Source organism: Roseobacter weihaiensis (assembly GCF_020622345.1).
In the GTDB taxonomy this organism is placed as follows: Bacteria; Pseudomonadota; Alphaproteobacteria; order Rhodobacterales; family Rhodobacteraceae; genus Roseobacter; species Roseobacter weihaiensis.
Genome location: NZ_JACNMO010000001.1, coordinates 325184 through 352182, shown reverse-complemented (window position 1 = coordinate 352182; position 26999 = coordinate 325184). Strand labels below are relative to the sequence as shown.

Sequence of the window (26999 nt, the reverse complement as noted above, 5' to 3'; positions counted from 1 at the left end):
AACATCATGACACAATCCCTTCAACCTCAATCCGTTGCCATCTCGGATCTCATCCAACACCCCGCCAACGTGCGCGCAAAGTCTCCTGAGACATATGCCAGCGAAAACATTGCGCATCTCAAGGCCAGTATCGCCACCCTTGGGCTGCTTCAGCCTCTTCTGATCCAGAAGATCGATGGCAAATACGGCGTGCTCGCCGGCGGGCGTCGTCATGCAGCGCTGCAAGAACTAGTCGCAGACAAAGCGGTGAAAGGCTTCACCAAGCGGACCAAGATCGATTGCCGTCTCGTCGCGGAGGATTGCGACGTCACAACAGCACTTTCCCTTGCCGAAAACATCACCCAAGCCCCGATGGGCGCGATTGATGAGTTTGAGGCCTTCGCGCGCATGATGGAGGTCGACGGACAGACCCCGGAGACCATTGCAATGACCTTCGGCACAACCGTTGCTGCCGTCAAGGGTCGGCTGCGGTATGGGCTCATACACCCAGACATTCGGGATGCGGCACGGGCCAAATCGATCACGCTCGACACGATGAAGGCGTTCGCAGATCATCCAAGCCAGGAGGTGCAGAAATCCGTCTTTGATGCGCTCACATCTGAGGACAGCTATCTTCAGGCCTATACCGTCCGCCAAGCCCTCAAGGCGCGCGGCGTCCAGGTCAGCGACGATATCGGGGCCTTTGTGCGCGAAGACTACGAGGCTCGGGGCGGAGCCATCGCGGCCGATCTGCTCGAAGAGCACTCGGTCCTCGAAGATGCAGATCTGGTCAACACCATCCTTTTGGAGAAGCTGACCGCCGCCGCCGAGGAGGCCCGCTCTCAATCCGGATTTGCCTGGGCAGATGCCGTGATGCGCTTCGATTACGCTGAGATGTCGGACTATGGCCGCGTCTATCCAAGCCCAGTTGAACCGGACGAGGCGGGTCAAAAGCGCCTCGAGGAGATCACAGCAGAGATTGAAACGCTTCAGCTAGAAATGGAAGACGAAGACCTTGATGATGACGCCTATGGCGCACTGTCAGAAAAAGTGGACGATCTCGAGGAAGAAATGCGCGGGCTGCAAGAGGCCTATAGCGCTGAAGATCTCGGTCGGTCTGGTGTCATCGCTGCATGGGCCCACGGGCAGGTGCAGCTCCATGTTGGCTTGGTACGTCCAGAAGACAATGCTCCGGATGCAAGCACGTCCGAAGCAGGCGCCAGGACGGCCCCCGGCCCGGACAAAAGCGACGAAATCGTCTACCCGAACTCCTTGGCGGATGACCTCAAGACCGAACGCGCTATGGCTCTTGGCGCAGCCATGGCTCTGCATCCGGAAGCTACTTTGGACCTCGCGCTCTTCAAGCTCGTCTGTGATGTCCTGCGCAGTGGCATGAGTGTCACCCATGCGATCAAAGTCTCTGCGAGCACGTCCTATCGCACGCATGCCAAAATGGAAGAGATCGACACTACCTCGCTTGATCAATTTGGCGAAGCCCAAGATGCGCTCGATCTGTCCTGGGCTGATGACACCAAATCGCCTGCAGATCAGTTCAAACTCTTCCGCGCCTTGGCACAAGCCGAAAAGGCCAAGCTCGTTGCCTTCGCAACGGCCAACACCACACAGTCCTGCTTTGCACGTAACCCCCAAAGCGACAGTCTGATGCATGATTTCGAGGTGGAAATCATGCCGGATATCCGCGCCTATTGGACGCCGAACGCGGCACTCTTCAACCGCTTCAAGAAAGCCTGGCTTCTCAAAATCCTGAACGAGGACTTGGGCCTCACTCAGGAGGCGGTTACGTTGGCATCCTCCAGCAAGAAAGAGATCGTCACCTTCTTCGAAAAACTCTTTGCAGAGCCATTCGCAACACTCACCGACGCGCAACGGACAGCCGTTGCGGCTTGGTGTCCGCCGATGATGCAGACCGCTGGCGTAGCGTCCGTCACGAATGAGGACGCGCAGGCCCCTGCGGAAGAGGCAGACCTCGCTGAGGCTGCCTGATCTCGTTTGCGCCTCGCGGCAGGGTTTCCCCTGTCGCGGGGCCAGCCCAAACTTCTCTCATCTCGAAGGAGCCTCTCATGGCCATCCTCACGTTTCCTGCGTCCGCGGTCGCGGACCAAATCGCCCATGCCCGATCGTGTTCGGTCTTTCTGCCCAATTGGAATGGGCCCATCGGATCACCCGCCTTGATCCTCATCGTCGGCAACGGCGTTCATCTCCGCTCAAACGGGATCGATGGGTCGACCACGCGGATCGTCACCACTGCCAAAGCGGACCCAAGCTTTGCCTTTGCCCAAGGCATCAACCCATATTGCGACGCAGATTGGATGGCTGCGCGGGCTGCCGCGTTTCGCGATCTGACCGGGCAGTTCTACACGGACATTCTGGGCGACGTGCAGATGCTGATCGACCGCGGCGAAAAAACCATTCGTCTCGCCACTGACGGCCACACGATCCGCGTCTTTGTCCAGCGCGCGGCTGATTACCTCCTTGGCGGCGCCTATGACGTCCCCTCAGGGCTCGGGGGGACGTTCCGCGTCATCCTGCGAGACGCCGATGACATCTCAGCCATCGTTCAGAACGAGGGCAATTGCGAAGACTTTGACGAGATGCTGCCCTATCGCGTGCCTCTTGATGCGTTGATCGAGATCGATGACAGGAGGGCAGCGTAATGGGATGGCTCTTCTATACTGACGCCCGGGTCAAATCCTATGCCGACGAAAAGGCCGAAATCACCCGGCTCTGCACCTTTGCCACGGAGACGCAACAGACAACTCTCGTCAAAGCCAGCAAGGTCGGGTCCACGTGGTATGCGGCCGCCCGCGTCTCGTCTCTCGACGGCACGCCGATTGAGGATGCGACCTATGTCATCGGCAAGGACGGGTCGTTTACGTTCGGAGCCGTTTTCCTCACGAAATACGATGATGGATGTTGGGGCTACAAAGACATGGAGGAAAGCGCTGGCCCGGTTCAGTCTCAGGCCCCCCTTGGTCTATTGGCCCTGTTGTCCGAGCTCAAGGATCCCGGCAGCTATGCGCATGCATGGCGCCAGCGATGTCGGGACTGGGCTGCGATCCCTGACTATGCCGAGGGTGACCGTGTTCAACTCGCCAACGCAGTAACCCTGACGGATGGATCATCCTGTGAGGTTTTCACCGTGACGCATTACCGCCGCGGGCGGCAAAAGCGGCGCTGTTACCGGAACGCGGAAACAGGCGTGCTTGTGCGTCTCTCCCGGCAGACGCTGGCGGGGTCCAAACTCATCTCTTCGGTAAAGGCCGGTGCAAGCCCGGTTCTCACCGAGTTCTTCGAAAGCTTGCAAGACTAGCGCTTATCTCCAACGGCAGGTCCCACCTGGCTCCCTTCGCACGAACCAAAGTGCAAAGGGGGCTTTTTGTCATGGCAGATCAACCCTGACATGAGGACCACCCAAATGGATATCACATCGCCCGACACTCCGGTTCCACCAGCTGCACAGCTGTCTTCTGCCTTATCTGCCGTCACGCAGATCATCGCCGCGCAAGCACTCAAAAGCTCAGCTCTCGCCCAAATCATGCGCGAGGCCTTGGGCGGTAGCGATGCATCCGGAGCCTGGTCGTGGAGGATGGCCTATGACGTCATGCAGGCAGCCGCGGTGCGACATTTGCTTGTCGAACCACACTCAGCGGGTGCCAAAGATGGCCTTGCTGTTGCGTCGCGCCTTCTCACGGAGACGCGGCGATCTCAGCAGCAAATCCGCCTTCAACAGTTTTCGACACCGCTTCCCTATGCAGCTCTGGTGGCGCGCGCGGCCGCTTTGCAATCGCGCGATGTTGCCCTTGAGCCATCGGCCGGCACCGGCGCTTTGGCCGGATTTGCGCACGCGGCCGGCTGTTCCCTCATGTTGAATGAGATCGACCCGTTTCGGCGCGCGCTTCTCGATCTTGTCTTTGGGAGCGCGGCAACGGGTTTCGACGGCGAGCATCTCGACGATCTCCTTGAGGACAAGCGTGCGCCCACTGTCGTCTTGATGAACCCGCCCTTTGCATCTTCTGTTGACCGGTCTCGCGACAAACGCATCGCGGCCAAGCATCTGATCAGCGCAGCCAAGCGGCTCGCGCCCGGTGGTCGCCTTGTCGCCATTATGCCGATGGGCTTCACGCCCGACCGGGACAGCGCCCATTGGTCTCGGCTGCGAGGGATCGTGAAACCACGTCTCGCACTCGAGATGCCCGGCCAGATTTACCGCAAACTAGGAACCAGCGTTGAGACGCAACTCATCGTCTTCGATAAAACACCAGACGAGGTGGTCTTTGAGCGTGCGCGTGCTGCAAACGTCGATGAGGCCCAAGAGCATGTCGACGCAGTGGCCTCATCGCGCGCTGCGACCAACGAGAGCAATGTGGCCCTACAGACACCGTCTCATCGTGCTCGCCCGAGCACGTCGCCCGTACCTGTTCGAAAGCCTGTTCCACGCACGTCGTCACACGCTTCCCGTCATGCGGCTATCCCCTTGGCGTTCCAAGGATTGGTCACACCCCGGGAGAACGTACCGGTCTCAGAAATCTATGCGCGGTACCGTCCGCAGCGTTTGGATATCGCAGGCGCCCAGCCACATCCGACCCCATTGGTTGAGAGTATCGCCATGGCATCTGTTGCACCACCACTACCACAGGCGTCTGAGCCAAATGATCTGCGCCTTCCCGCCCGTCTGATTGAGGAGGGCCACCTGTCAGAGGCACAGCTGGAGACCATCATCATGGCTGATGATGCGCATCGCCGTGACCTTCCTGGTGCTTTCACGATCAACGATGATCAGACGCGGCTTACGCGTTCTGACGATGACCCTGACGCCAGACGCTACCGTTTAGGCTACTTTCTGGGTGATGGCACCGGATGTGGCAAAGGTCGGGAATGCGCAGGACTCATTCTGGTCAACTGGCTTGCCGGGCGGCGCAAGGCGGTTTGGATTTCCAAATCCGCCACGCTGATCGAAGATGCTATCCGCGACTGGACCGATCTAGGTGGCTCGCCCGCCGACATCCAATCGCTCTCCAAGTGGAAACCCGACCATCCCGTGGCCATGGGTGATGGGATCCTCTTTGTCACCTACGCCACGCTGCGCTCTGCGGGCAAATGCGGGTCCACACGGCTCGGCCAAATTTTGGATTGGATGGGAGATGAGTATGAGGGCGTGCTCGCCTTCGATGAAGCCCATGCCATGCAGAACGCGGCTGGCTCGGAAGACGGGCGAGGCGCTAAACCCTCCCAGCAAGGCTTGGCCGGGCTGCGTTTGCAGTTGGCCTCGCCTCGTGCGCGGGTCTTCTATGTTTCAGCAACGGGTGCCACCAGTGTCCAAAACCTTGCCTACGCCTCCCGCCTGGGTCTTTGGGGGCAGGGGGCCGAGTACCCCTTTCCAAGCCGCGAAAGTTTTGTCTCCGCGATGGAGGCCGGAGGTGTGGCTGCCATGGAAGTGGTGGCCCGCGATCTGAAAGCGCTTGGTCTCTACACAGCACGGGCGCTGAGCTTCGATGGTGTCGAGTACGATGTTCTCGAACACGCACTGACCCTGGCGCAAACCCAAATCTACGACGCCTATGCGGGCGCGTTCCGCACCATTCACCACAATCTGGAAGCGGCGCTCACCGCCACGGGCGTCAACGACGCATCGGGCAAGACAAACGCGTCTGCAGCAAAAGCCTCTGCCCGGTCGCGCTTTGAAAGCACAAAGCAGCGGTTCTTCAACCATCTGCTTCTGGGCATGAAGGCCCCATCGGTGATCGATGCCATGCGCACGGATCTGCGAGAAGGATATGCCTGCGTGCTACAGGTGGTCTCCACAGGCGAGAGCCTTCTCAAACGCCGCCTTGAGGCCATGGACCCCGATGATGCCTTGGTCGAAGGCGCGTTGACGCCGCGGGACTATGTGCTGGCCTATCTCGAGCAGGCCTTTCCGATCCATGCTCAAAAGCTTGTTGAAATCGACGGCAACATGGTCGCAGAACCCCTGCGCGATGCCACAGGGGCCTTTGTGGTCTCAAGGGAAGCGCTGGCCCTGCGTGAAGCCGCGATGACCGAGTTGATGACACTCGCGCCGATCCCCTCCGCGCTTGATCAGATCCTTTGGGCCTTTGGCGATGATGCCGTTGCCGAAGTCACCGGTCGGTCTCTTCGCCCGCTCAAGTCGGGCGACGGTGCCCTCTATATTGAAAAACGGGTCGCGAGCAGCAATTCCGCTGAAACTCAGGCCTTCATGGATGGTGACAAAGACATCCTCATCTTCTCTGACGCAGGCGGTACGGGACGGTCCTATCACGCCTCTCAAACAGCCAAGAACCAGAAGCGTCGGCGTCACTATCTGCTGGAGCCGGGTTGGCGCGCCGATGCAGCCATTCAGGGGCTTGGGCGCACGCATCGCTCGGCGCAAGTAAGCGCGCCCTTCTTCCGGGTCTGCACCACGGACGTCCACGGCGAAAAACGCTTCACCTCAACCATTGCAAGGCGATTGGATCAACTCGGGGCACTCACCAAAGGTCAGCGTGAAACCGGCGCGCAAGGCATGTTTCGAGAGGAAGACAATCTCGAAAGCCCTATCGCGCGCGGTGCGCTGCGCGGCTTCTTAGCCGATCTCGCGGCCGGTACCGCATCTTCCATGAGTTATGAGACATTCACCGATTGGACCGCGCTGCGCTTGATCGACAAGGACGGCGTGCTGCTTGAAGACTTGCCCCCAATCCAGCGCTTCCTCAATCGTTTGCTTGCTTTGCCAATCGCTCTTCAGAACGCGCTCTTTGAAGAGTTCACGAGCCGGATCGCCGATCAAACCGAACGCGCCCGGGCCGCCGGGACGCTTGATCTCGGCCTTGAGACCTTACGCGGAGAGACAATTGCGCAAACCTCGGCTCAAGACCTTTGGACTTGCCCGCGCTCAGGCGCGGTCACGCGGATCGTGGGGCTTGAGGTGACCGACCCCGTGATCTTCTTCACGGCGTCCGAGGCGCGCCGTCGGCACCACCGGAAAATCCCCATGGCAAACCGTGCTTCAGGACGCGCGGCTTTGATTTCTGCAGAACCAATGCAAATGTATGACGAGGATGTGGTCTCGCACATGCGCAAGGTGGTTCGGCCAACCGGTGCCACCTACATCGAGGAGACCAAGTTCAAAGCCTCGGCCTGGGAAGAAATTGAGCGCGAGGCTCTCCTGCGGCTTTGGGACGAAGAGGTCGCAAGCCTGCCCAAGACCACTACAACGAAGCTCTTTCTTCTCACAGGTTTGCTGCTGCCAATCTGGAAGGATATCCCGTCCGGCAACGAGCGCATCTATCGTGTCACACCAGAAGGTGAGACGAGCATGATAGGACGCACCGTGAGCGAAGACGGCGCCGCCGCACTGCGCGCGCGGTTTCTCGTTGGCACCCCACGAACTCCAGAGGACATGCTGACTGCCGCACTTGGCTCGACGGCCCCGGTGCAACTTGGGCGCGGATTGACGTTGACGCGCCGACGTGTGGCCGGCAGCCCGCGCCTCGAGATCGACGGAGCAGATGCGGGTACCATAGAAGGTCTGAAGGCGCTCGGCTGCTTCACTGAAATTATCGCCTTCCAGCTGCGTGTGTTTGTCCCCCATGGAGATGGTGTCGATACGGCAAACATCCTGTCCAAAATCACTGGAAGTGATGCCGCGCAGCTGCGGACAGCTGCCTGACCCAAGCGGGCAGACACATTCCAAAACCAACCAGCAAAGACCGCCCGCAGTCTTCCGAGCGCGCGGCCTCAATGGCCCATGAAGGAGGCCCAAATGACCTTGATCAAATCAAATCCGCAGTGGATGCAGGCAAATCGGTGCATTGGTCCAATGAAGGCTATGTCGTGCACAAAGATGTGCTTGGGCAATATCTCATCACTTTCCTGCCAAACGGAGACAGTATTGGCCTCTGCAACCGCGCAGGTACTGAGTTAAACGGAGACGAAGCTGCGTTCTTTGTGTCATGTCCCGATCTCGATCGATTGGACCATAGTAACGCTCGCGGAATCAACGGCATCCTGCGCGAGTGATAAGCGGTCAAACTCCTCGATGTGCAGCTTGTTGTTGAACCCCGCACGACTTTGAATTTTTACGCCATCAACTGACACAGAGGCGGAAAACCGACTTAGCCGACCTAGTCTCAGGTTGCCGCGAAGGATTAAGATGAGCCCTCATTACCGAATTTCTGCGACGCAGCTAATGTCTGCTATCACGGTAGCGCCAAAAAAACCTTCAACAACTGCTCAGGTTTTGAGCGGGGTTTGTGGCAGCGTCATACAGGGCGTTTTGCGCGTGTTCCAAAAAGGAGGGTTTTTGAACGGGCCACGATCAGGCGTGCAGACGAAATTGCCGTTTCAGGTCGATTGAGATGGCGGCAGTTTCAAAAAGCCAGTATCTCTAAATCAGGGGAAGCTAGTGAGGGTATCGTATGTCTGAAGTCATCAGTGGCAGTTGTCATTGCGGTCGAACAACATATACGGCGGGACCGTTCTTAACCCCTGTAAGTCATTGCCATTGTGTCACTTGTCGAAAGACACATGCGGCTCCTTTTGCAAGTACTGCCCGAGTGTCCAGAAATCTCTTTTCTTGGACAAGTAGTTTGAACCACAAACGAACCTACGAGTCTTCCCCCGGAAAATTCCGTCATTTTTGTGGGAACTGCGGGGCTCATTTGATGGCTGAATGGCCGCTCGAGGACACCGTAATCCTCAGGGTTGCGACATTGGATGGCATGCCTCAGAAGCACACTTCTAGGCACATTTGGTGCTCGCACGATCTTGAGTGGTTGGACTATGCGAGTGTCGATGAGCGTTACCCTGAGTTGCCGTAATTAGATGCAATTTTAGTCACCAAAAATTGCAAAACTGGTTCGAAGCTGACATTCGCAGTCTTCCAAAAACGACCGTTTTAGGGAAAAGGTTTTTGACCGGAGGTTTATGTCCGGAAGGCGAGAGACAGGACTTACCTAGGCGGCTGGGATGCAGGCTGATTTCCGCCGACTATGCTCATCTGGTGCATACATAACTGCCCAAACAATAGCTCATTGTTCATAAGGCAGCGGAACAGGAGGGATCGACATAATGCGCATGACCGAAGATCAGATGCTTGGCGCACCGATGGCGGACAAGGAATTTCTCGACTGGTATGTCGAGGAGTTCATGCGCCATGAACTTTCCCACTTCTACGTCTCCAATGGCCCGACCGTTTGCCGGACGTTCACGGCGAACGGACGCCTTTACGCGCGCCACTTCGGTATTGCGCGCCCTGACCGGCAAGCGCAGTTCATTACGCTCATGTGGGTCTTGGCGCCGAACTTCTGGGAAGACCCTGGCTTCGCCGCAATCCTTGAAGACCCGACCCTTGACGAGGCGTCGAAGATCGAGGTGATTCACACTGTTCCCGACGAGGTGGCGGAGCGCGCCATGGCCAATACTGACAGCGAAGCCTGGTATCCCGAACTGCGGGAAGACAACATCCTGGGCGTGCCCTACATCGGCATCAGTGACGATGAAGTTGATGACCTCCTGGCGGAGATCCGTGCGGAGAGAGCCAAGAGATGAGCCGCATCTTGGAGGGAACTCAAACGCCAGAGACAGCACAGGTGCGCCGCGCGCAAGCGGACGTGGACATGCTGGAGGGACGTTTGGGAGAACTTGCGACGGAGGCTGGCTGGCTGGCGGCATCCAACACGCCCGTCTTGGGGACATTCGTTGATGTCGGGCAAGGCCTTGCAAACGCTTGGAATGGCCGTTGGGGTGAAGCGCTGCTTGATCTGGGTGGTGTGGTGCCCGGGGTTGGCGACGGCGCGAAGACGGCCGTGCGCGGCACACGCATTGCCCGCGCCGCAGCGCGGGTCGGACGTCAGGTTGATGCGGCACGGGACGCCCTCGCCCGGGCGAGGCTCTTCGCGCGGAGGCGAGCGGCTGCGACGCGGTACTGGCGGGGTGTGCGTGGACGGCGCAACGAGATCATCGATAAGTACAAGAACTGCCGCACGCAGGCATGCGCCCAAGCGCGTGATGCCGAACTGCGCCGAGTCTCCCGTCTCCCTGCCAACGGTGGTCGCTGGGTCGACCGCAACGGCAACCCGGTCCCGGCGGGGGCGGGATACTGGAAGCCGGACGAGGGGACTTCACTCGCCCGCGCGCTTCAGAATCACCCAAATGGTCATCTTGGTGTGCCATTTCGGGACGGCAAACCAGATTTCTCAGGATTTCCGCCGAAGGGGTTTAACACCACACCGCGTGTAGAGATTGAGATGTCGGGCGATAGCAATACTGACGTATGGGCTGCCCATCGAGCGCTTCAAGAACGAACCGGCATTCGCACAGAAGGCCGGAATGCAGACCCGAACGGCACTTGGCACCACGAGCCAGATGGCGTGACAATGACATATGTCGACCGTCGAATTCACACAGGTTACCGCGATGCCGATGGCAACGTGAATAGCGGGACCCCTCATGCTGGCGGCGACTCAATGATGCGCGATCCAGCCTATTAAATTTATTGGGAGTGTACTTTTATGTTTCCTTATGAAGATTACGCTGGCGATGACGGTATTCGTCGCTTCAGTGATATCGCCAAGAATTTTGACTTTGGGAAACGTCTTGGCAGAGCACGTTTCCCAGAGAGTTTCATTCAACCATATGTCATCTCGATTGATATGGATGTACCAGACGATCCAGAGTACGTATTGGCTCGCTATGATGACGGAAATGTGATCCTAATGATCAGTTCCATATTGAGTCCAGATCATATCCACAGCACCAATGCTATCGTCGCGGAGTCGCTCTATGCTCCTGCTGGTTCAATCATCTTACCTCCGGGACACTATATATTCGGGGATGCTTATAGCGACGTAGGCCAACATATGCTGCTTGTGGATTTGCGTGAGGACGGAGGCGCCTACGGGTCGATACACGCCTGGCAGCGCGGGCACGATCCGTTGGGTGAAGGCGACAATGCCCGCGGCACCGCCTATCTTGCCCCTGACCTGCGAAGCTTTCTGGAGAGCCTGACCACGGATAAAGCAGCCCTGCTGTGATCGTAACCATGAACCAAACCGACGAACGACAAGTTTGGGACACCGATCAAGCTTTTTCACGTATGTCTGAAATCTCAGAAGGATTCCACTTTGGACCTCGGCTTGGCGAAGCTAGCTTTCCGACGGAATTCGTTGATGTCTATCAAGTTTATGGGCCGGAGACTGCCGACTGGGACGGAGACAAGACATGGTTCAAGGCGGAGTATCCTGACAAATCGGGAGCCACGATGTTCGACGGCCTGGAGACCCCATATGGGATTCGAATGCAGAACGGCATCGTCGCCGAGAGCATTTATGCTGATGCCGGCGCGACGATCTTGCCGAAGAGATACTACATCATCGGTCGATGTTATGATGAGGACGAGTGTCGGCTACTGATCGACCTGAGGCCCGGACAGCCAGCTTATGGGTCGCTCCATGTCTGGCGGCTTGCATATGATCCCCTTGGAGAGGGAGATAATACAAGACCAATCGGTCGAGCGGCTCCAAGTTTGAGAGATTTCTTTGCCGGACTGAACCAAGAGGAAGAAATAGTTCTGTGATCCAGCAAGTCCCCGGAAAATACGATAGCCGGTTTGATAGGTGGCATTGATGATGGAACATCAAGGCCGCATTCCACCTGAAACCAGAGGTTTGGTTGGGCTGCAATGGCTACGACAGCATCGAGAGGATTTCTGGTTCGGGCCCCACCTGCCAATAGCGACTTTCCCACAGGATTTCGCAGAGAGGTATGCCCGTACTGACAAAGCAACCTTCGATGGCACAGAGGCATTCGTAGCTGAACTTCAAGGCGTGAGTACGGCTCTGTTCTTGGACGCGTTTTTTAATCCCTATGACATCTATTTCCACAACTGGTCCGCATCCGAGGGCCAGTATGCAACAGCCAATGCCCAGGCAATACCCAGGGGCTACATCATCATTGGAGATGTGGTGAACGATATCGACTCTACCCCTTACCGTCTGCTGGTCGATCTCGAAACCCACCGTCCAACCTATGGCGCGATCTTCGTCTGGCCTATGGCCTTCTACGAAGCTGGTAGCGGTGATAACATGGCCGCTCCGACAAAGGTTGCAGACAATCTATCGGCGTTTCTAGATGAGCTGATCTCGGACGAAGAAGTGGCAGAACGGGTGAGGGGTGGCGGCTAGATGATGCGGGATCCGCAATATTAGGAGATTTGCATGCCGTTCAAATACGAAGATTACACAAATGACGAGGGAATCCGCCGGTTTGGAGAAATCTCTACGAACTTCGATTTCGGACCGAAGCTATCGCCAGCTACGTTTCCAGACGACTTTGTGGACTCGTATGTTCATCACCTTGAGATGTTTTCTGAAGACGTCGAAGATCTGTTCTTCGTGGCTCGCTATCCGGACGGCCCTATCGTTCTTTGGTTTAACGGTATGGATGACCCCGCTCACATTCATAGCTTGAATGTGAGCGTCGCGGAGTCGCTCTATGCACCTGAGGGTTCTCAGATCTTTCCAGAGGGATACTACGTTGTTGGTGAGGCCTATGATGCGGACAGCCAACATATGCTGCTTGTGGATTTGCGTCAGGACGGGGGCGCCTACGGGTCGATACACGCCTGCCAGCGCAGTCACGATCCTTGGGGCGAAGGAGACAATATCCGTGGTCTTGCACCGCTAGCTGCTGACCTCGGCACGTTCCTTCAAAGCCTGACGACCGATGCCGCATCTCTGGAATAGGGAGCTGCCCTATGCTGGTTGGGTTCATGCCTTCTGACCCGTTCCGCGTCTTCGATATGGAGCGGTGGCCACCCAGCCTTCGAGACCTCTTGGGCGAGCACGATGAGGTCCCCTTATCGCAGGACGATCTGCGCACCATCAGTGCCGCCACCCCGGGGTTCGGCAGACGCGGCGCTCTATCCAATGCCGTTCTGGAGAGCTTGGAAGACCTTCTTCCCACCTACCCAGATGGGGCACATCTCCGCCTCGGTGCGTGTAGTTTCAAGGCGGATCGCGCGCCATCCAGGCCGATAAGGACATTGAAAGACGCGACCGACATCATGATGCGTCCGAACCTTCGCATTGCGTCGGTGATCCATCGCTTGCTCGAAGGCAAATACGACACATCGTTGTTCCTGATCCCTTGGCGTAAGATCCCGCCCTGGGGAGAGTTCCGAGCCTTCGTGCAAGATGGGGCCGTGATCGGCCTGTCCCAGTATCGGACGGACAGCACATTTGCCGAAATCACACAAAACCCCCAACAGTGGGCAGACCGCGTCACGCCTGCCGTCTGGTCCGCCATAGAGGCGGGTGCTCCCGATCCCGCAGTTGTGGACGTTGCATTTGTTCCGCAAGATAATGTCGTCTGTTTCCTCGAGATCAATCCATTCTCGACCGCAACGGATCCGTGCTTGTTCTCTTGGGATGACCCTTACAGCTTCGATGGTACATTCCGATTTGTGCGGCCTGGCGGGACGCCAGACCGTAAGGTTTGACACACTGCAACAGGATGGCTTCCGCAACACAAAGATAGCGGCATCTAAGATTTGGGGCAGATCATCGCCAAACGCAGGCGGACCGAAGTTCACGACCCAGAAAACTTGCTCTCACATGTCGCCCGGCTTGGATCGGCGCACATTCTGACCACCGGCGAGTACAAATGATCCAAAATCACCCTGAACTTGCCTTAGCGCAGGATTGCACCCCTATCAGAAATTGACACCCAATAGGGGATGCGGCCAAAAACGACCGATACTGGTGAAAAAGTCGCCCATTCGGGCTGGTGCTGCGTAGTATGAGAATTTTGTTCCCTTTGACCGTTCAATGCTGCCGATGTTGGGCCCAGGCAGGGGCGGTTAGGCCCAGAGATCGAGGTCGCGGGAAACGAACTCGCTGCCGTTGTCGACCCTGATCGTTTTCGGATAGCCAATTCGCGGGCAAATCCGCTCCAGCGTCTGCACGACATCTTCACCCCGATAACTGAACCGCGGATCCGCTGCGGGACAGAGGCGGGAATGCGTATCGACGACGGTCAAGATGCGCAGCTTCTTGCCCAGGGCGAGCTGGTCATGGACGAAATCCATCGCCCAGACATCGTTGGGGCCGATTGCTTCCTGGCGGTCCTCACGCAGCTTGGCCTTCACCCGCCGCTTCGGATGTTTGTTCCTCAGCTGCAAGCCCAACTCATTGTAAATCCTATGCGTCTTCTTCATGTTGATGATCCATCCCTCGCGTCTCAGCAGCACGTGGACGCGCCTGTACCCATAACGCACACGCGTCTCTGCAATCTCCCTGATCCGTCTCTCGACGGCAGCCTGATCCGTTCGCCGGGACTTGTAGTGGTAGGTGGAGGTGTCGAAGCGGATGGCCCCACAGGCCTTCCGGATCGACACGCCCCAATCGACGCACATCCCGGTGACGATCTCGCGCAAACGGCCAGGCTTCAGAGCTTTCGGCGAATGACGTCTTGCAGCATCTCTCGATCGAGCGTCAGCTTGAGGCACAGATCAGCACTCTTGCCCATCGCCATCTCACCGAACCAACCTTCGCCAGCCGTGTCTCCAGGCAGTCTGACGCCAGTGAGATCGCCCGCGTTCGAAGCAAGCTGACAAATCTGACCAGCGGGCCGAATGTCAAAGACATCCTTGCGCTCGTCGAACGCATCACGCTCGCGCCGGGCAAGATCATCCTCAAGCTTGATCCCAAGGGCTTCGCGGAAGCGCTGGACATCGACGTCGACGCGCTCGACGCAGACACCCTGAAGATCAACGCGCCGTTCCAGCTGCGAAAGCGCGGAGTTGAAACGAAAATCATCCTCGCCGAAACGCCCCGCAACAGAGACGAGGCTTCAATCCGCAACATCGCTCTCGCGCATCACTGGCTGGAGCGGATCAAGGCGGGCGAGACCTTCGGCGATATCGCCAGAACTGATGGCATCTCCAAACGCTGCGTCCAGCACATGATCGATCTTGCCTTCCTCGCACCTGCTATTATCCGCGATGTTCTGGCCGGCGAACAGCCCCTCGGCTTCACCTCGGACTGGTGCAAGGCGCGCACCTTGCCATCGGACTGGCAGGACCAGCGCGCGCTTCTCGCGACTCTCTGATCTCCCGAACCCACACCTGCTACCGCGAAAATGCCGAGCGCAGACTTTTGCCCATTTGCGCCATTGTTCAGGCCCGGTCCACGGTCTGCGCTGGTGTGACAAGTCGCTAACCCGCAGATAACGCGCGACTGTTCAGAGCGCACCTTGCACGGTCTGGATATGGTGTGGCGTCTGGCTTGAATTAGAGTCCGGTGAAATTCTAACATACTGATTTATATACGGTTATTTCTCGGTGGCCATTTAGAAATACAACTTTGTCCGGGCAAGACTGCAACTTGGTTACGAAGCGGGCACAAAAAAACCGCCAGTGGCGGGGCAGAGATTTGGTCTTTTGTGACCCGCGTTAGATGATGAGAATCACGGCAGTTCGATAGATGGGCAGACCACCACCTTCGGGCGCACGCACAATGCAACCGTTAGAAATTCCGGCTCGAACGGCATTTTCGCTGATGCCGAGCCGAGCAGCAGCTGTCCTGACGGTTTGAAAATCATCCAAGAAAGCGGCGAGATCAGACGGATCAACAAGCACCGCCCTCCGGCCACTACTGCTCTTTCGGCCCGCAAATGCGGGCAAGAGGTCGCGCGCTATCAGTTTTTTTGGCCTGCGTGTATTGGAGACCAAGCCTGTCCCTCAAATCTTCGATAGTCAGGCCAGTTTTCGAAAACGAAGCGAGTTTTGATTTGAGCTCGACCGGATCAATGACGATCCCAGCAAACCCTTTGTCCAGTTCCGTCCAGATGGCTGATTTCAAATGCCCGTCCATCAGCAGATTTATGACCGTCGATGTCGCGCACGATACCTCAAAACAAGCTTTCGGGATGGAGGCGAATTCAGCGAAACGGCACGCGGGGTTTGGATGCACGTGCCGCTGAACTCTGGCCATTAGCGTGTCGAGATCGGCCGTGTCGAACCTCGGCTTAACGCAAACCTGAGATTTGATAGGGCTCAGAATTCCATCGTGGACTAGGCTGCCGAAGCCCTTCACCCCAAGGCCCAAGCGACTGGCTGCCGTCTTCGTCTTCAGGCTATTGTGCAGACGTAGTATATGGGTCCGCCAGAAATAGAACTGGCTGTTGACATGCCGTTGTGCTGGGATGCCGCTACTTGGCAGGTAACCATCCGTCATGAGCACATTTCTAGTCCACGAAACTGAACGGCCGGTTAGACGAGAGAGCTTCCTGAGCTGCAGATCGACGGTGCGGGAAACGGGAGGGGCGCTGGCGACTGTGTACAAGCAATAATCGCCTTGGGCATCGCACATGTCTTTCATCTGACTGCGAAACACAGAGCGTTCGGGGGGAGAATGGCTTGGCATGGCCCAGTTATAAAGCCAAGTCTTGCCAAGTCGTACACCATGCTTGCCTAACGCGGCGTCGACAGAGACATGCAGTGCGTTCCTTCCTGACTTCATCACATCGTACCCAGCGTCGATCATTTGGAACTGTGCATGTTCATCGAAATCGTTGAGTCGACCTGAGCCGGTCTCCAAAAAAAGCCCAAGGCCCAGACACCAACGTTCAAATACGTCTACTTGGACTTGGCCTAGCCACGGACAGATACGCTGGTTGAGCAGGATTTGGCCCAGTACTGCGCGCTCAAAATTACTGGAAGGTTGCCTTTTTAGCATGGAAGCTAAGCTACCAAGCCAACCGTATGTCAGCTTGCAACGCAACAGATGGTCGTAGCAGGACGTGTAGTCCTTGTAGGGCAGTTCGATGAGCCAGACATCATGACGGATGCAGGTCCGAACGGAACGTGGAAGCCAGGTGCTGTTCAACGCAAGATGATAGGACTTGGAACCACGCGTTTCGCGCTGTTCTAACCAACACTGAGGGCAAATTGACAAATCTGCTTTTCGCAATGACCGGTTAAGCACCTTATTGCCGTTGATGACGGAGGTTTTTCTATCCAACTGCTGTGGGCTGTTGTGTTGCAGATGCGCCGGGTCTGACCCCGTCAACTTCGCCAGTGCGAACAGTTGCTCCGGGTCTCCAGCACAGATCAACGCCTTGTTTAGTCCAGTCGCGGCGCAAAATTCCTTTATTGTGCGAGATGCATTTGCGGCTGTATTGCGGGCGAGTATTGAGAATCCCGGTTCAGCGGCTGACGCCGTTAGCCTGATCGGCAAAATTTCTATCATGTTACTGCTCGTTTCTGGATGGTTATGGGTTAGCGAAAATCGGTCTTCTCGCCGATCTGAATGTTTTGGAAGTCTGCGGCGACGAAGGGGTTCAGTGCCGGGAACCAAGCTTTCAGGGTCGCATAGCAGACGTCCTGAAAACGGACGAAACTCCGCAGCCGCTAGCGTTTTGCGTCGTCTTCGTCGCCCTTGCCGATGGTGATTAGCCCCGTGCCCGGATCATAGAGGACTTCTGCGTTTTTCTCCTCGATATACTCATCGACAAAGTTGTTGGGTGTGGGGTTGATGATTGTGGGCTGGTCGATTTGGCTGTTGCCTGCAAGGACGACCCGTTCGGCGTAATGGCCACAATTGTTGCCGGTGATGTCATAGGTGCCGGGGGCCTCTGCGGCCTTGGCATTCATCTTGTCAAAGTCGACGTTCAGGAAATAGGCCGCGCGAATGCGCGTGTTCTTTCCCGACGATGTGCTGAGCTTTTTGAGCACCGCAGCCAGGCTGCTTGAGGTCGATTTTCCGTTCGCGTCGATGTTTGTGTTTGGCACGGTCACGTCTCTTGTGCGGCCCAGATTACCCGGAGGGTATCTGCCGAATTCATAGTATTTGGTCAGCCCGTTCGCCGCGATCAACAGAACGCCTGCGTGACCCACCAATGTGGTGTACCCGTACCAACTGTCTGTGTTGACGGGGTAGTCTGGGTAAACGACATAGAGCGCCTCGGCGTTCAGCGGAGCGGCGGCATCGGGGGTATCGTTGGGATAGAGCAAGGGCATAATAGGGTCCTTTATTTAAAGTCGAACGGCAAAAAATCGTCCCGGCAATGCCAAAACGGTAAGCTGCGCGCAATTTACAGACAAGGCTTTTGGGTTGCGCGGGGCGGATGGCGAAGGGCTATGCGAGGAATTTCTTGAAATACAAATCAGGATCGAGTGTTCTACCTGTACGGTTTTTTTGAGCGCTTTTTTACGTCCGCCGATTATTTGATTGTTGTTTGCGGCCTTTCTGCGCTCCCGGGGGGATGCATGGCCGACGTGAAGCTTATCGATCCAAATGATCTCACTTCTTGGGAAAACGAGTTTCGCCGACCCTTTCTAGCCGGTGTTCCCATCAGCCGCAGGATGTTTCTGGCTGCCGGGCTTGCGGGGTTGTTTGTGTCGGCGAATGGGTTGCAGGCGCTCCACATTGAACACGGCTCTGATGCTTTTTTGATCGATTTTCAGGGCCGCCGCTATCGGTTCGCTTTCAATGGTTTTGGCCCATACGCCAACGTGCGCCTTGCGCGAGATGGCGGCGACTGGATCGCCACGATTGGCCGCGGGAGGATGCCGGGTCTGGTGCGCCCGTTCGATATCGCGCTGCGGATCTTTAGCAGGCGAGGGGAGTGGCGGGTGGCTGGGCAGGGGGCAGGTTCGGTGCCACTCACGGAATGGCTTGCCGGGTTGACGCCGGCACCACTGGCCCGCGCTGTACCGATCGAACCCGCGCGTGGGCGTTTTGGTGTCGCGGCTTCGTCGGCTGATATTTTGGTTTTGGGATCTGGTGCTGTCTTGGCCCGGGGGCCCATGGATGTGTCGGTGGCGACCCATGCCTTGGCTGCGCAGTCTGTCACGTGGATGCACCCGGCATCAGGGAATTCTGATTGGCACGTTTCGCTTGAGCAGGCGAAGGTCAAGCAAAGCACGGTTGCACCTGTAACCCTGGACAGGTCTACGGACCTGGAAATGTCGCTTGCGGGCCAAGGGGCGGCGACGGTTCTGGCGCACCTTGATGGCCGCAAGGCAGGCGTTTTGATGTGGGAGGGGCCGGTGACGGCTGCAGTCACATCGCGGCGCCATCGCGCGGGGCTCGACATCGCTTTGGCTGAGGCCAAAGTTGCCTTGCGTATCGGGGCGGGGCGGCCATCGTTGCGACTGGCCGCGCGGTCAGACGCTGTTGCCGGTCAGGGGGTCTTGCGGGGCACAGGCGTGCAATTTGCCGCCGATCCCGCCGGCCCGCACCTGACGCTGGAGGCGCATGCGGGCCGCGCCAGTGGGTTGGCATTCCGCGCTGCGCTGACACGGGCGCAGGTCGGGATCGAGGATGCGGACCTGTCAGATTGGCATTTCCCGCAGACCACGATGCGGATCAGTCTTGGTACCAAGACCCCAGACGATGCGGCGCTGCATCTTGTGAACGGCTCCAAAGATCCGGGCCCTGAAGAACCCGACTCCGGCGAGGACGGCTATCACATCGGGGATGACGGTATCTATTTCGCCGTGGATGCTTCGGCATCCTTGCTGGAGGTCTTTAGGTCCCGGGATCTGTTGCGTCTGAAATTCGGCTTTTCGAATTTTTATCTGCGCGCGGATGAAGACGCGCCTTCGGGCGCGCGGCTTGTTCCTTTTGGAACCAAGCTCGATCCGCCCTTGCTGATCGCGCATTTCGAGGCGCAGCATATTGAAGAGAACACCTATAATCTTGTTGCGGGCGAGGCCGATGAACTCGTCATTGAAAACCTCGAAGAATTGGTTGAGGCCCGTGCGGCTGGTCCGACGCGCATTGCATTCCGAATTGATGAGACGCGCCCTGCATTCGATCTGACCCTGGACCAGTTTACGGCCTGGGATGACCTTGCGCTTCATGTTTCGGGGCGCGCGTTTCGCCAGGACAGCGATGTCTTTGAACAACTCGACTACGTGGGCATAGGCGAGGGGATCGGACGGCAGCGTGCGATGGAATTGATCCGTGCCAGTGTTGAGAAAGACCGTGTCATGGACACGGCCAGTCCTGACAGTCGCAATCACCTGACCACCGCGATCGAGGCACGGTACCGGATGATTGTGTCGGCGTCCCAAGAGGGCACGCGCGTTATGTCCGTTGCGACCAGCCCGCAGGAGGCGAAGCTGCGGGGTAGTCAGCTGTGGAGCGCGCGGTTGGTGCCCAATGTGCCCGCGCGGGATCAAGAAACGCCTGTAGACATCCAAGCGGCTTCGGATGGGGCCGGTGCCGATCAAAGCGATGCGCAACCGCAAGCAGTCGCGCTGGACCGGGCCACGGCCCGGGCGAGGGACCTGCGTGTGGTTTGGATACGTGGCGTGGATCTGGGCTTTCTGCATGGACGCCCCTCGACAAAGCCCGACGAGACTTTGGCGCCTTGGTCTTTGGGGCATTTCGGTGGTGCGAGAACCACATTTAATTCGGCTGTTCCGTTTTTCCTTTATCGGGACCTTATGTTGATGACCTCGATTGCAGGGCTGCCCGCCAAGCGGCGCCTGCGAGCCACTGTTGTAGAAACCGGAGCTGATGCGACCCTCACTGAAATAATCGATTATTTTAACAGCGGTGGAACCGGAACCACGCTTAGTTTTTCGGATGATCCAAAGGGGCAGGTGGTGGCACCCCCGCCGGGTTTTGATTACCCCAAAATAAATCTGAAAGACGCAGATGACGTAGAAGGCGAAGATGACAAAATAGAGCTGAAGCCCGAAGACGTCGGGATTGCCCTGCCACGGACCCTTGGGCCCACGCAATTCATTCTTACGCCCTGGGGCGCCAGCATTCGGTCGCGCACCGAAATGGAGCCCTTTGCCACGGTCAATGCGGCCAATGCAGCGTCCAACTGGGGGCCCAGTCCGTCGCTGGAGCTGATCCATATCGATACGCATCTGGGCGAGGATATCTTTGTGGCGGCGTCACAAAAGGGGTTCCTTTTGCCCTTTGGCCACCGGGCCAGCTATATTCAGATCACGCGTCGGGAGTTCCATCCCAATCACGCCCACACCCCCGAGGCGGATGAAACTGATCCCACCGCCTATCTGATCAAACGGCGCTACATTACGGTCAGCAAACCGACAAAGGCGTTCCCGGCCCTGGGGCAGCCCTTTGGCGGGCGTGCAGGCCCGGGGCAAAAGCGTATCGTTCTGCGGACGTTACAAACCCCTGAAATTCGTGCGCCCGAGAGCGCAGCGGACGGCGTCGTTGCCAACATTAACGGCCAGGTGTTCTGGCCCCGCATGCGCCAGATTCCGGGTGAGGGGTCCGATATCGCGTGGGAGTTTGAGTTGGACGACGACACGCAATCCCACCGCGCGCCGATGCTTTTTGTCTCCAACGGGGTCGCTCAGGACCCGTTGGAGATGAAAAAGGTGATCGAGTATTATCGCGCCCTTCCGGCCGACGAGCAGACCCGTGTTGTAACCAGCGGCGGTCAGCGGCACAGTTTCGCGCCGGCGCAAGACGCCAATGGCATGGCTTTCGCCACGCGGTCGATGGTATTGTCGGTATCTGGTCGGGCTCAAGGTGCCGTGCGTTCCGATCCCAACGATCCGGGCGTGCCGGTGCGCGCTGGTGCGCAAGCCGAAAGCTTTGTCATTGACGGTGTGATGGAAGGCGCCGACCAACCCGCCTTTTATCCCACGGTGCAATCAGCGCGGGTCAAGGTCCAATCGGTCGAGCGCATGATGGGGCAGTCGTTGGGTGACGTCGATGTCACCTATAACCGCCAATGGTTGGAACATGCGTTCGCACCAGAGGGCAACCCATCGGAGTTGTTCCTGGATGTGCGCACCCGGTTGCCGATGGATTTTTCCTCGGACGGGACTGCGGCGGGTGGGTTTGCGACACCCAACATGGACGTCGCCCATTTATCGCGCGTCACCGGGCCGGTTGGGGGCGTAAAGACGTATTCCGTACCCGATCCGAACAAGATCGCCTTGGCCAATGTGGAAAAAGCAGCCGGTATATCCCCAAGAGCATATTCCACACCCAGCCCCGACAGCGCCGCCGCGCGTGGCCTTTACGATCCCAAGCAGGGCCTGGGCGGTGACATCATCTCTGGAAAATTTCTGGGCCTCGTATCTTTGGAGTCGATGCTGGCAACGTCGGACATCCGCAGCGGGGCGCCCAAGATGGTCGAAGAGACCTCTTATGGTGAGGAAAGTGGCGCGGGTGAGGATGTATTCGCCCCGCTTTTTGACGCCGTTGTCGCAGCGACAGGGTCGCTAGAGGAGGCAGTGGCGGGTTTCCGGTCATCGCTTGCAACCGCCCTGGGAGATGTCCTGGGAAGCGACGGGGAGCTTGATCTGGAAGACCTTTACCCGGACCTTGCGCGCGCGCTCAAACGTTTGGAGAAAGCCGTCAAAGACTTGGTCGCCCTTGGGGTAAGGCTGAGCGAAAGCCTGAATGACATCGCCAATAACACGCCCGAAGAACAGGCGGCACGTGCAGCAGCGCGCGACCGCTTGGGGACTGCCATCGGCGCGCTGACCCAAAGCGTGACTGGCGTCATAAAGGAGGTCGACAAGATCATTGACAACCCGGTGCCAGCGGTTGTCGACGAAGGGATCGAAGATCTGCGCAAAGCTTTTGCGAAGCTGCGCAATGTGATCACCGGGGACATTGGCGGGTTGATCAAAACGGCCTTTGACGAGGTCATCGACAACATCTTGTTTGCCGGGCTCCAGGCCGCCCTGCCATTCGCGGGCCTGGTCAGCGATGACTTTGAGCTGCGCGAAAGAGCGGTTGAGGTGATTGCGGCCCTCATGGGCTATGCGCGCCAGACAGAAGCAGGGGTGCGTGGGGAGATCGCACGGCGGGTGAACGAAGGTCTGTCGGAGCTTCCCGGTAAGCCGAATGCAAGCCCCCCGGAGGTCGACGCCTATATCGACGACATTCTGAGGAACGACGTGGATGTTCTGGCGGCGCGGATCAACTCCGATCTCAGGGCGTATCTGTCGGGTCAGCTGGACCGCGAGGCTGCGTTGTTGCGGCGCCGCGCCGAGAGCATATTGGCGCGCCAATTCGGAGAGCCCTTGGCGCAGGTGTTCCAGACCGCACAGCGTGTGCGCCAGGCGTTGCTAAACGAAGCCGACGAAGGACGCCAGATTATTGTTCGTGAGCTGACGCAACTGGTACAAGACACCACGCAGCTTGTTTACGGCAGTGCGACGTTGAACCGGGTGACGGAGTCATTCTTGATACGCAGGAGAAGCTGGACGCGTTTAATTCGGCTTGTGAAGGTGCCAAGGCCGCGCTGACTAGGGAGGGTGCCCGGCTCTTTGGGCACTTTGACAAGGCAGATGCAAAACTGGCGACGTTGGAGGCCCGGATCACCGAGCTTAACCCGCCAAGCAAACCGCAGGCGTTGTGGCGCGCGCGTGCGCGGACGTTGCAAGCGCTGGATCGGGCCAAAGAGACCACCACTCAGGGACGCTTTCTTGTTGAGGGGCTGACAAAAGCCGCGAATTCAACGACGTGCCTTGATATCAAACTTTTTGAACCTGCGGCGGAGTTGTTCCGCTTGCAAGCCTCTGCGCTTGGCGCGGTACGGGATCTGTCTCGTGGCATGGCGGATATGATTGAGGAGGCCGACCGAGCCACGTCGCTGGAAATCACCGACAAGGCTGAAACTGCGGATGATCTTGCGACAATCAAGGCGGCCATAGAAGGCGGCACAAGCGCGATAAAGGATGCGCTCAAAGACCTGCTGGGACTGTCCGATACGGTCGACTTCACCTCGGTAAATGCTTTCAAGGAAAGCCTGCGCAGTATCGATGCCAATCTGTTCAAGTCTTACATCGATGATGTGGAGGCAGCGGTAACAGCCGCGCGGTCTGCATCCGATGCTATCATCGCCCGGATTGATGCGATCGATAGCCACGGGGCGGCATTGCCTGTTCTGCGCGATGCGCTTGCCTTTGCGGCTGGTGAAAACAAGGTCATTGCGGCCCTTATTGCCGAAGTGCGGACCATTGGTGACACTGCGCTGGCAGGGCTAAATGGTTGGGCCACCGCGGGTCTTGGCACTCTGGTGGCGCTCGCCTCTCCGGTCTGGAGAGACGTCGCCTTGCCAGTTCTGGTAACTATCGAAGGGCAGTTGGTCGAGAACGACGAACCTACGTTGCTTGGGTATTTCGTGAAGGCGGAAATCACCGATGGTGTGATCGGATCCAGGGAAGCGGTCGAGGAAGAGCTGACGACACTGACCGAGCTTGGTGCCGCTGCAAAGCTGGACAGTGACACCCTTTCAAAACTGCGCGCGTTCGTGGAAGAGCCTTTGGCCCTGCAAGGCGCGGTCGAGGTGCTCGTGGGCCTCATGGACACGCTTCAGGCTGGGCAGTTCAAAGACATCTTCACGCTGGGTCGCCTAAAAGAGGACCTCGAAAACGCGATCCTGGCGCTTTTGCCGGTGCAGCAGACCGTGTCATTCCCCTGGGAAACACCCTTGCGCGATTTTCCCGAAGGACGGCCGATATTCGAGATTATCACGCCGAGTTCTCCTGGTGGGCCGGAGCGTCTGAACGACCCGGATTCGAAATACTGGTTGGTCGAAGGGTCTGCCGGTGGCATGGAAAACGTGCGTGCGCGCTTCTACCCCGAACTTAAGGGGACGAAGATCAGCAAGGAAGATTTCGAGGCACGACGCGGTGACCTTCTTCTGGATTCCACGGCCTCGTATCACTTTCTGACGCAAGAAGCGCGATTCCGGGCGGACGCTGTTCTGCATCCGTTTACCATTAACATCCTGCCTGGTTTCGACGTTGTAAAACTGCACTTCCGTGCGGCGCGGTTCTTTGCCGGAACGGGGCAAGCTTCCAAGCTGTCAGTGCTGCCCGAGGACTTTGAGCTGGGCCCCATGGTCCAGTTCATCGCAGCCTTGTCGAAGTATCTGTCGGGTGGCGGGGAGCAGGGGCCCTATTATGAAATCTCGCTACTGCCGCCGAAGATAGAGGTGGGCGTCCGATACAATTTGCCGACCATCCCCTTGGGGCCAATGATCTTTTCCCAGATCTCGCTGAACGTGTCGGCGGAGCTGCCGTTGGATGATGGCGAACTGTTGTTCCGGGCGGGGGTGGGGCGTCGATCGAAGCCTTTCCTGATCTCTGTCCCTCCGCTGGGTGGCGGCGGCTTTATCAGCATATCAGCCAACACCAAGATTGTCGGTTTTGAAGCCAGCATGGAATACGGTGCCATGGTGCCGCTGGATTTTGGCCTGATCCGCGGTCACGGACAGATTACCGCCGGGGTATATATCGCCAAGGCATTCGGAGGCAGCACCGTCATTACCGGGTTCCTGCGCGCCTATGGCGCAGGCTCCATCGGAATGTTTGGAATCGTGGTGAATATCCTCATGGAAATGCGCCATGCCGACGGAAACATGATAGGCCGGGTGACGGTTTCCTTCTCCTTCTCGGTTGGGTTTGTGCGGGTCAATTTCCGGTTCAGTGTGGAGAAGCGCATAGCCGGTTCAGGCAGCCGCGCGAAGTCTGTCGCCCAGTTCATGCAGTTCCGAGAAGACGGCACGGCGTGGGACCGCCCATTGATCCGGGTGCAAACCCCTGCGCGCATGGTGAAGTGGGACGATTACAACGCAAGTTATCCGCAAGGATTGAAGAAGCCGCGTACGGTGGCAAGTGTGGAGGGCTGATCCATGAGCACCAAAGACGCCCGTAAATTGGGCTTTGACATCGCGACCGTCCCCGATGGCATCCACGACGGGAAGGCCCGGATAAGCCTGGTGTTCCAACCCAACGGTAAAGGCAACGGTCTGGCCTTTCGGTGGTTGGCGGACAAACCCTTGGAGTCTAAGGCCCTTGCGGCTGCTTTTGACGACCCCAAAACGCTGAACGAACCCGACCCCGATCAGATCGAGGGCAATCAAGCGCTTCTTTGGGACAAAACGATCACGGATGAGACCTACACAAAGGGCACACCGAAGTCATTGGCTGACGTGTTGATCAGCAATCTCGCGGATTGGCTGCAAGACCTGCCAAGAGCCTTGGCGCGGGTTCATACATTGACCCATATCGCGGCTGAAGCGAAGGACCCGCCGCCGCCGCCGCCACCCCAGATCGAGATGTGCCCGATTAACTTGCCCGATGGCACAGAGTTTCAAATCCCATGCAGCATTCTGCTTGATGGGTTGCCAAAAACTGCGACGAATGAGGTTCTCTTGACGCCTGAAGTCAGGGACTACGCCGATTTGTTTGGCAGCCTTCTTTCGGCGGATTATTCCGGCAGGGTGGCCGGTAAGCGCGTGAGTGACGCGTGGGATGAGGCGACGGCATCCGAGGTCTGGGCTGCGCTTTTCACACGCCAAGAGCTTGAGGATCTGGCGCGAGCTCTCCTGTTTCCGGGCAACACAACGGAGCGGGCCTATGAAAGCGCCAAGAACTCGGCGGATGCGGATCGTTGGCAAACGCTGTCCGACCGGCTGGCGGCGTCGGATTTCACCCGGGCCACTTTGCGCAGTGATCATGCCAGCAGCCTTGCGGGCGCGTTTTCGGAGTTCAGTTCCGCCGAGTTGCTGGCCTCTGCGCTAAGCGCTGACGCGTATTTGAAGGGCACAGGGGATGGGCGCTACGGTGGCGGTTTGACGGCGGGGGACCTTGTGGGGACTATCCATGGGCGATTGCTGAACACCGTCATGACGACCTTTCCGCAAGTGGTCGATCCGTTGGACAGCCAGTTTGAAGCGGCAAACAACACCGACCTGTCTGAGGCAAGGCGTGCGGCGACTGTGCGATCCTTGCTGTGGGAGAACCAGACCACTTTGCGTTCGCTGGGGCTTAGAGAAGATGCCGTGGATCGGTCGCAGAAGATCGGCGCATTGCGCCCTGGTTTCGGGGAATTAATCCTGAATCAGGACGCTGAGGCACTTGCCTATTCCGAGGCCCTGATTAACGCGAAACCGAGACCTGGACGAATGCATTCACCAATGAGTCCAGCAATTCAGACAAAACCGTGCCCGGGTTTGCGCCTGGTCCAGAGACGTTGAGC

Annotated in this window: 20 protein-coding genes and 1 pseudogene; 17 read left to right on the top strand and 4 right to left on the bottom strand. The window is 57.9% G+C overall.

Translation table 11 applies throughout. The features are described 5' to 3' along the window. The first annotated feature begins 6 nt into the window (after positions 1 to 6). From H7847_RS01815 to H7847_RS01755, 13 genes are all read left to right on the top strand, one after another. A complete protein-coding gene (locus H7847_RS01815; protein ID WP_227267668.1) occupies positions 7 to 1983 on the top strand; it encodes a ParB/RepB/Spo0J family partition protein in 1977 nt (658 codons plus the stop codon). A 77-nt stretch (positions 1984 to 2060) separates the two neighbouring features. After that, the gene (locus H7847_RS01810) at positions 2061 to 2654 is read left to right on the top strand and encodes a regulator (protein WP_227267667.1); all 594 of its coding nucleotides are present in this window, start codon (positions 2061 to 2063) and stop codon (positions 2652 to 2654) included. Then, positions 2654 to 3310 carry a DUF6927 domain-containing protein gene (locus H7847_RS01805; protein ID WP_227267666.1) on the top strand — a complete coding sequence of 219 codons (657 nt, stop codon included), beginning with the start codon at positions 2654 to 2656 and terminating at the stop codon, positions 3308 to 3310. The genes H7847_RS01810 and H7847_RS01805 overlap by 1 nt, the downstream gene beginning before the upstream one ends. 111 nt (positions 3311 to 3421) lie before the next feature. Continuing rightward, the gene (locus H7847_RS01800) at positions 3422 to 7666 is read left to right on the top strand and encodes a strawberry notch-like NTP hydrolase domain-containing protein (RefSeq protein ID WP_406675955.1); all 4245 of its coding nucleotides are present in this window, start codon (positions 3422 to 3424) and stop codon (positions 7664 to 7666) included. 71 nt (positions 7667 to 7737) lie between these two features. Then, positions 7738 to 8016, top strand: a complete 279-nt coding sequence (locus tag H7847_RS01795) for a hypothetical protein (protein WP_227267664.1) — start codon at positions 7738 to 7740, stop codon at positions 8014 to 8016. Between the two features lie 398 nt (positions 8017 to 8414). Then, positions 8415 to 8816, top strand: a complete 402-nt coding sequence (locus H7847_RS27070) for a GFA family protein (protein WP_227267663.1) — start codon at positions 8415 to 8417, stop codon at positions 8814 to 8816. A gap of 250 nt (positions 8817 to 9066) precedes the next feature. Further along, a complete protein-coding gene (locus H7847_RS01785) occupies positions 9067 to 9546 on the top strand; it encodes a hypothetical protein (protein ID WP_227267662.1) in 480 nt (159 codons plus the stop codon). Continuing rightward, positions 9543 to 10487 (top strand): hypothetical protein, encoded by a 945-nt coding sequence (locus H7847_RS01780; protein ID WP_227267661.1) that lies wholly within the window; start codon positions 9543 to 9545, stop codon positions 10485 to 10487. The genes H7847_RS01785 and H7847_RS01780 overlap by 4 nt, the downstream gene beginning before the upstream one ends. Positions 10488 to 10508: 21 nt before the next feature. Beyond that, the gene (locus tag H7847_RS01775) at positions 10509 to 11030 is read left to right on the top strand and encodes a hypothetical protein (protein WP_227267660.1); all 522 of its coding nucleotides are present in this window, start codon (positions 10509 to 10511) and stop codon (positions 11028 to 11030) included. An 8-nt stretch (positions 11031 to 11038) separates the two neighbouring features. Next, the gene (locus H7847_RS01770) at positions 11039 to 11572 is read left to right on the top strand and encodes a hypothetical protein (protein WP_227267659.1); all 534 of its coding nucleotides are present in this window, start codon (positions 11039 to 11041) and stop codon (positions 11570 to 11572) included. Between the two features lie 49 nt (positions 11573 to 11621). Then, the gene (locus tag H7847_RS01765) at positions 11622 to 12179 is read left to right on the top strand and encodes an SMI1/KNR4 family protein (RefSeq protein WP_227267658.1); all 558 of its coding nucleotides are present in this window, start codon (positions 11622 to 11624) and stop codon (positions 12177 to 12179) included. A gap of 33 nt (positions 12180 to 12212) precedes the next feature. Next, complete coding sequence (locus H7847_RS01760) at positions 12213 to 12740, top strand: hypothetical protein (protein ID WP_227267657.1); 528 nt, start codon at positions 12213 to 12215, stop codon at positions 12738 to 12740. A gap of 11 nt (positions 12741 to 12751) precedes the next feature. Beyond that, positions 12752 to 13495 (top strand): ATP-grasp domain-containing protein, encoded by a 744-nt coding sequence (locus tag H7847_RS01755; protein ID WP_227267656.1) that lies wholly within the window; start codon positions 12752 to 12754, stop codon positions 13493 to 13495. Positions 13496 to 13858: 363 nt separating this feature from the next. Here H7847_RS01755 and H7847_RS01750 read toward each other — a convergent pair. Further along, positions 13859 to 14493, bottom strand: a pseudogene (locus H7847_RS01750) (DDE-type integrase/transposase/recombinase); the annotation flags it as partial. Between H7847_RS01750 and H7847_RS01745 the strand changes: the two are divergent. Then, entirely contained in the window at positions 14467 to 15105 is a 639-nt protein-coding gene (locus tag H7847_RS01745; RefSeq protein WP_227267655.1) for a hypothetical protein, read from the top strand. The pseudogene H7847_RS01750 and the gene H7847_RS01745 overlap by 27 nt on opposite strands. Before the next feature lie 357 nt (positions 15106 to 15462). Here H7847_RS01745 and H7847_RS01740 read toward each other — a convergent pair whose 3' ends face one another. The 3 genes from H7847_RS01740 to H7847_RS01730 form a co-directional block, all read right to left on the bottom strand. Continuing rightward, entirely contained in the window at positions 15463 to 15627 is a 165-nt protein-coding gene (locus H7847_RS01740) for a hypothetical protein (RefSeq protein ID WP_227267654.1), read from the bottom strand. A 20-nt stretch (positions 15628 to 15647) separates the two neighbouring features. Further along, the gene (locus H7847_RS01735; protein ID WP_227267653.1) at positions 15648 to 17246 is read right to left on the bottom strand and encodes a TniQ family protein; all 1599 of its coding nucleotides are present in this window, start codon (positions 17244 to 17246) and stop codon (positions 15648 to 15650) included. A 161-nt stretch (positions 17247 to 17407) separates the two neighbouring features. Further along, entirely contained in the window at positions 17408 to 18016 is a 609-nt protein-coding gene (locus tag H7847_RS01730; protein ID WP_227267652.1) for a hypothetical protein, read from the bottom strand. A gap of 249 nt (positions 18017 to 18265) precedes the next feature. Here H7847_RS01730 and H7847_RS01725 point away from each other — a divergent pair, with 249 nt between their 5' ends. From H7847_RS01725 to H7847_RS01715, 3 genes are read left to right on the top strand one after another with little or no spacing between them, the layout of a single operon-like run. Next, the gene (locus tag H7847_RS01725; protein WP_227267651.1) at positions 18266 to 23257 is read left to right on the top strand and encodes a hypothetical protein; all 4992 of its coding nucleotides are present in this window, start codon (positions 18266 to 18268) and stop codon (positions 23255 to 23257) included. Positions 23258 to 23316: 59 nt separating this feature from the next. Next, positions 23317 to 25647, top strand: a complete 2331-nt coding sequence (locus tag H7847_RS01720; protein ID WP_227267650.1) for a hypothetical protein — start codon at positions 23317 to 23319, stop codon at positions 25645 to 25647. Between the two features lie 3 nt (positions 25648 to 25650). Continuing rightward, positions 25651 to 26997, top strand: coding sequence for a hypothetical protein (locus H7847_RS01715; protein WP_227267649.1), 1347 nt, complete (start codon positions 25651 to 25653; stop codon positions 26995 to 26997). Positions 26998 to 26999 lie beyond the last annotated feature (2 nt).

Excerpts from the sequence above, each read along its gene's own strand:
- H7847_RS01725 (WP_227267651.1), top strand. The coding sequence starts at position 18,266 with ATGGCCGACGTGAAGCTTATCGATCCAAATGATCTCACTTCTTGGGAA.
- H7847_RS01795 (WP_227267664.1), top strand. The coding sequence starts at position 7,738 with ATGGCCCATGAAGGAGGCCCAAATGACCTTGATCAAATCAAATCCGCA.
- H7847_RS01755 (WP_227267656.1), top strand. The coding sequence starts at position 12,752 with ATGCTGGTTGGGTTCATGCCTTCTGACCCGTTCCGCGTCTTCGATATG.
- H7847_RS01805 (WP_227267666.1), top strand. The coding sequence starts at position 2,654 with ATGGGATGGCTCTTCTATACTGACGCCCGGGTCAAATCCTATGCCGAC.
- H7847_RS01730 (WP_227267652.1), bottom strand. The coding sequence starts at position 18,016 with ATGCCCTTGCTCTATCCCAACGATACCCCCGATGCCGCCGCTCCGCTG.
- H7847_RS01815 (WP_227267668.1), top strand. The coding sequence starts at position 7 with ATGACACAATCCCTTCAACCTCAATCCGTTGCCATCTCGGATCTCATC.
- H7847_RS01735 (WP_227267653.1), bottom strand. The coding sequence starts at position 17,246 with ATGATAGAAATTTTGCCGATCAGGCTAACGGCGTCAGCCGCTGAACCG.
- H7847_RS01770 (WP_227267659.1), top strand. The coding sequence starts at position 11,039 with ATGAACCAAACCGACGAACGACAAGTTTGGGACACCGATCAAGCTTTT.
- H7847_RS01775 (WP_227267660.1), top strand. The coding sequence starts at position 10,509 with ATGTTTCCTTATGAAGATTACGCTGGCGATGACGGTATTCGTCGCTTC.
- H7847_RS01715 (WP_227267649.1), top strand. The coding sequence starts at position 25,651 with ATGAGCACCAAAGACGCCCGTAAATTGGGCTTTGACATCGCGACCGTC.
- H7847_RS01810 (WP_227267667.1), top strand. The coding sequence starts at position 2,061 with ATGGCCATCCTCACGTTTCCTGCGTCCGCGGTCGCGGACCAAATCGCC.
- H7847_RS01785 (WP_227267662.1), top strand. The coding sequence starts at position 9,067 with ATGCGCATGACCGAAGATCAGATGCTTGGCGCACCGATGGCGGACAAG.
- H7847_RS01765 (WP_227267658.1), top strand. The coding sequence starts at position 11,622 with ATGATGGAACATCAAGGCCGCATTCCACCTGAAACCAGAGGTTTGGTT.
- H7847_RS01780 (WP_227267661.1), top strand. The coding sequence starts at position 9,543 with ATGAGCCGCATCTTGGAGGGAACTCAAACGCCAGAGACAGCACAGGTG.
- H7847_RS27070 (WP_227267663.1), top strand. The coding sequence starts at position 8,415 with ATGTCTGAAGTCATCAGTGGCAGTTGTCATTGCGGTCGAACAACATAT.
- H7847_RS01760 (WP_227267657.1), top strand. The coding sequence starts at position 12,213 with ATGCCGTTCAAATACGAAGATTACACAAATGACGAGGGAATCCGCCGG.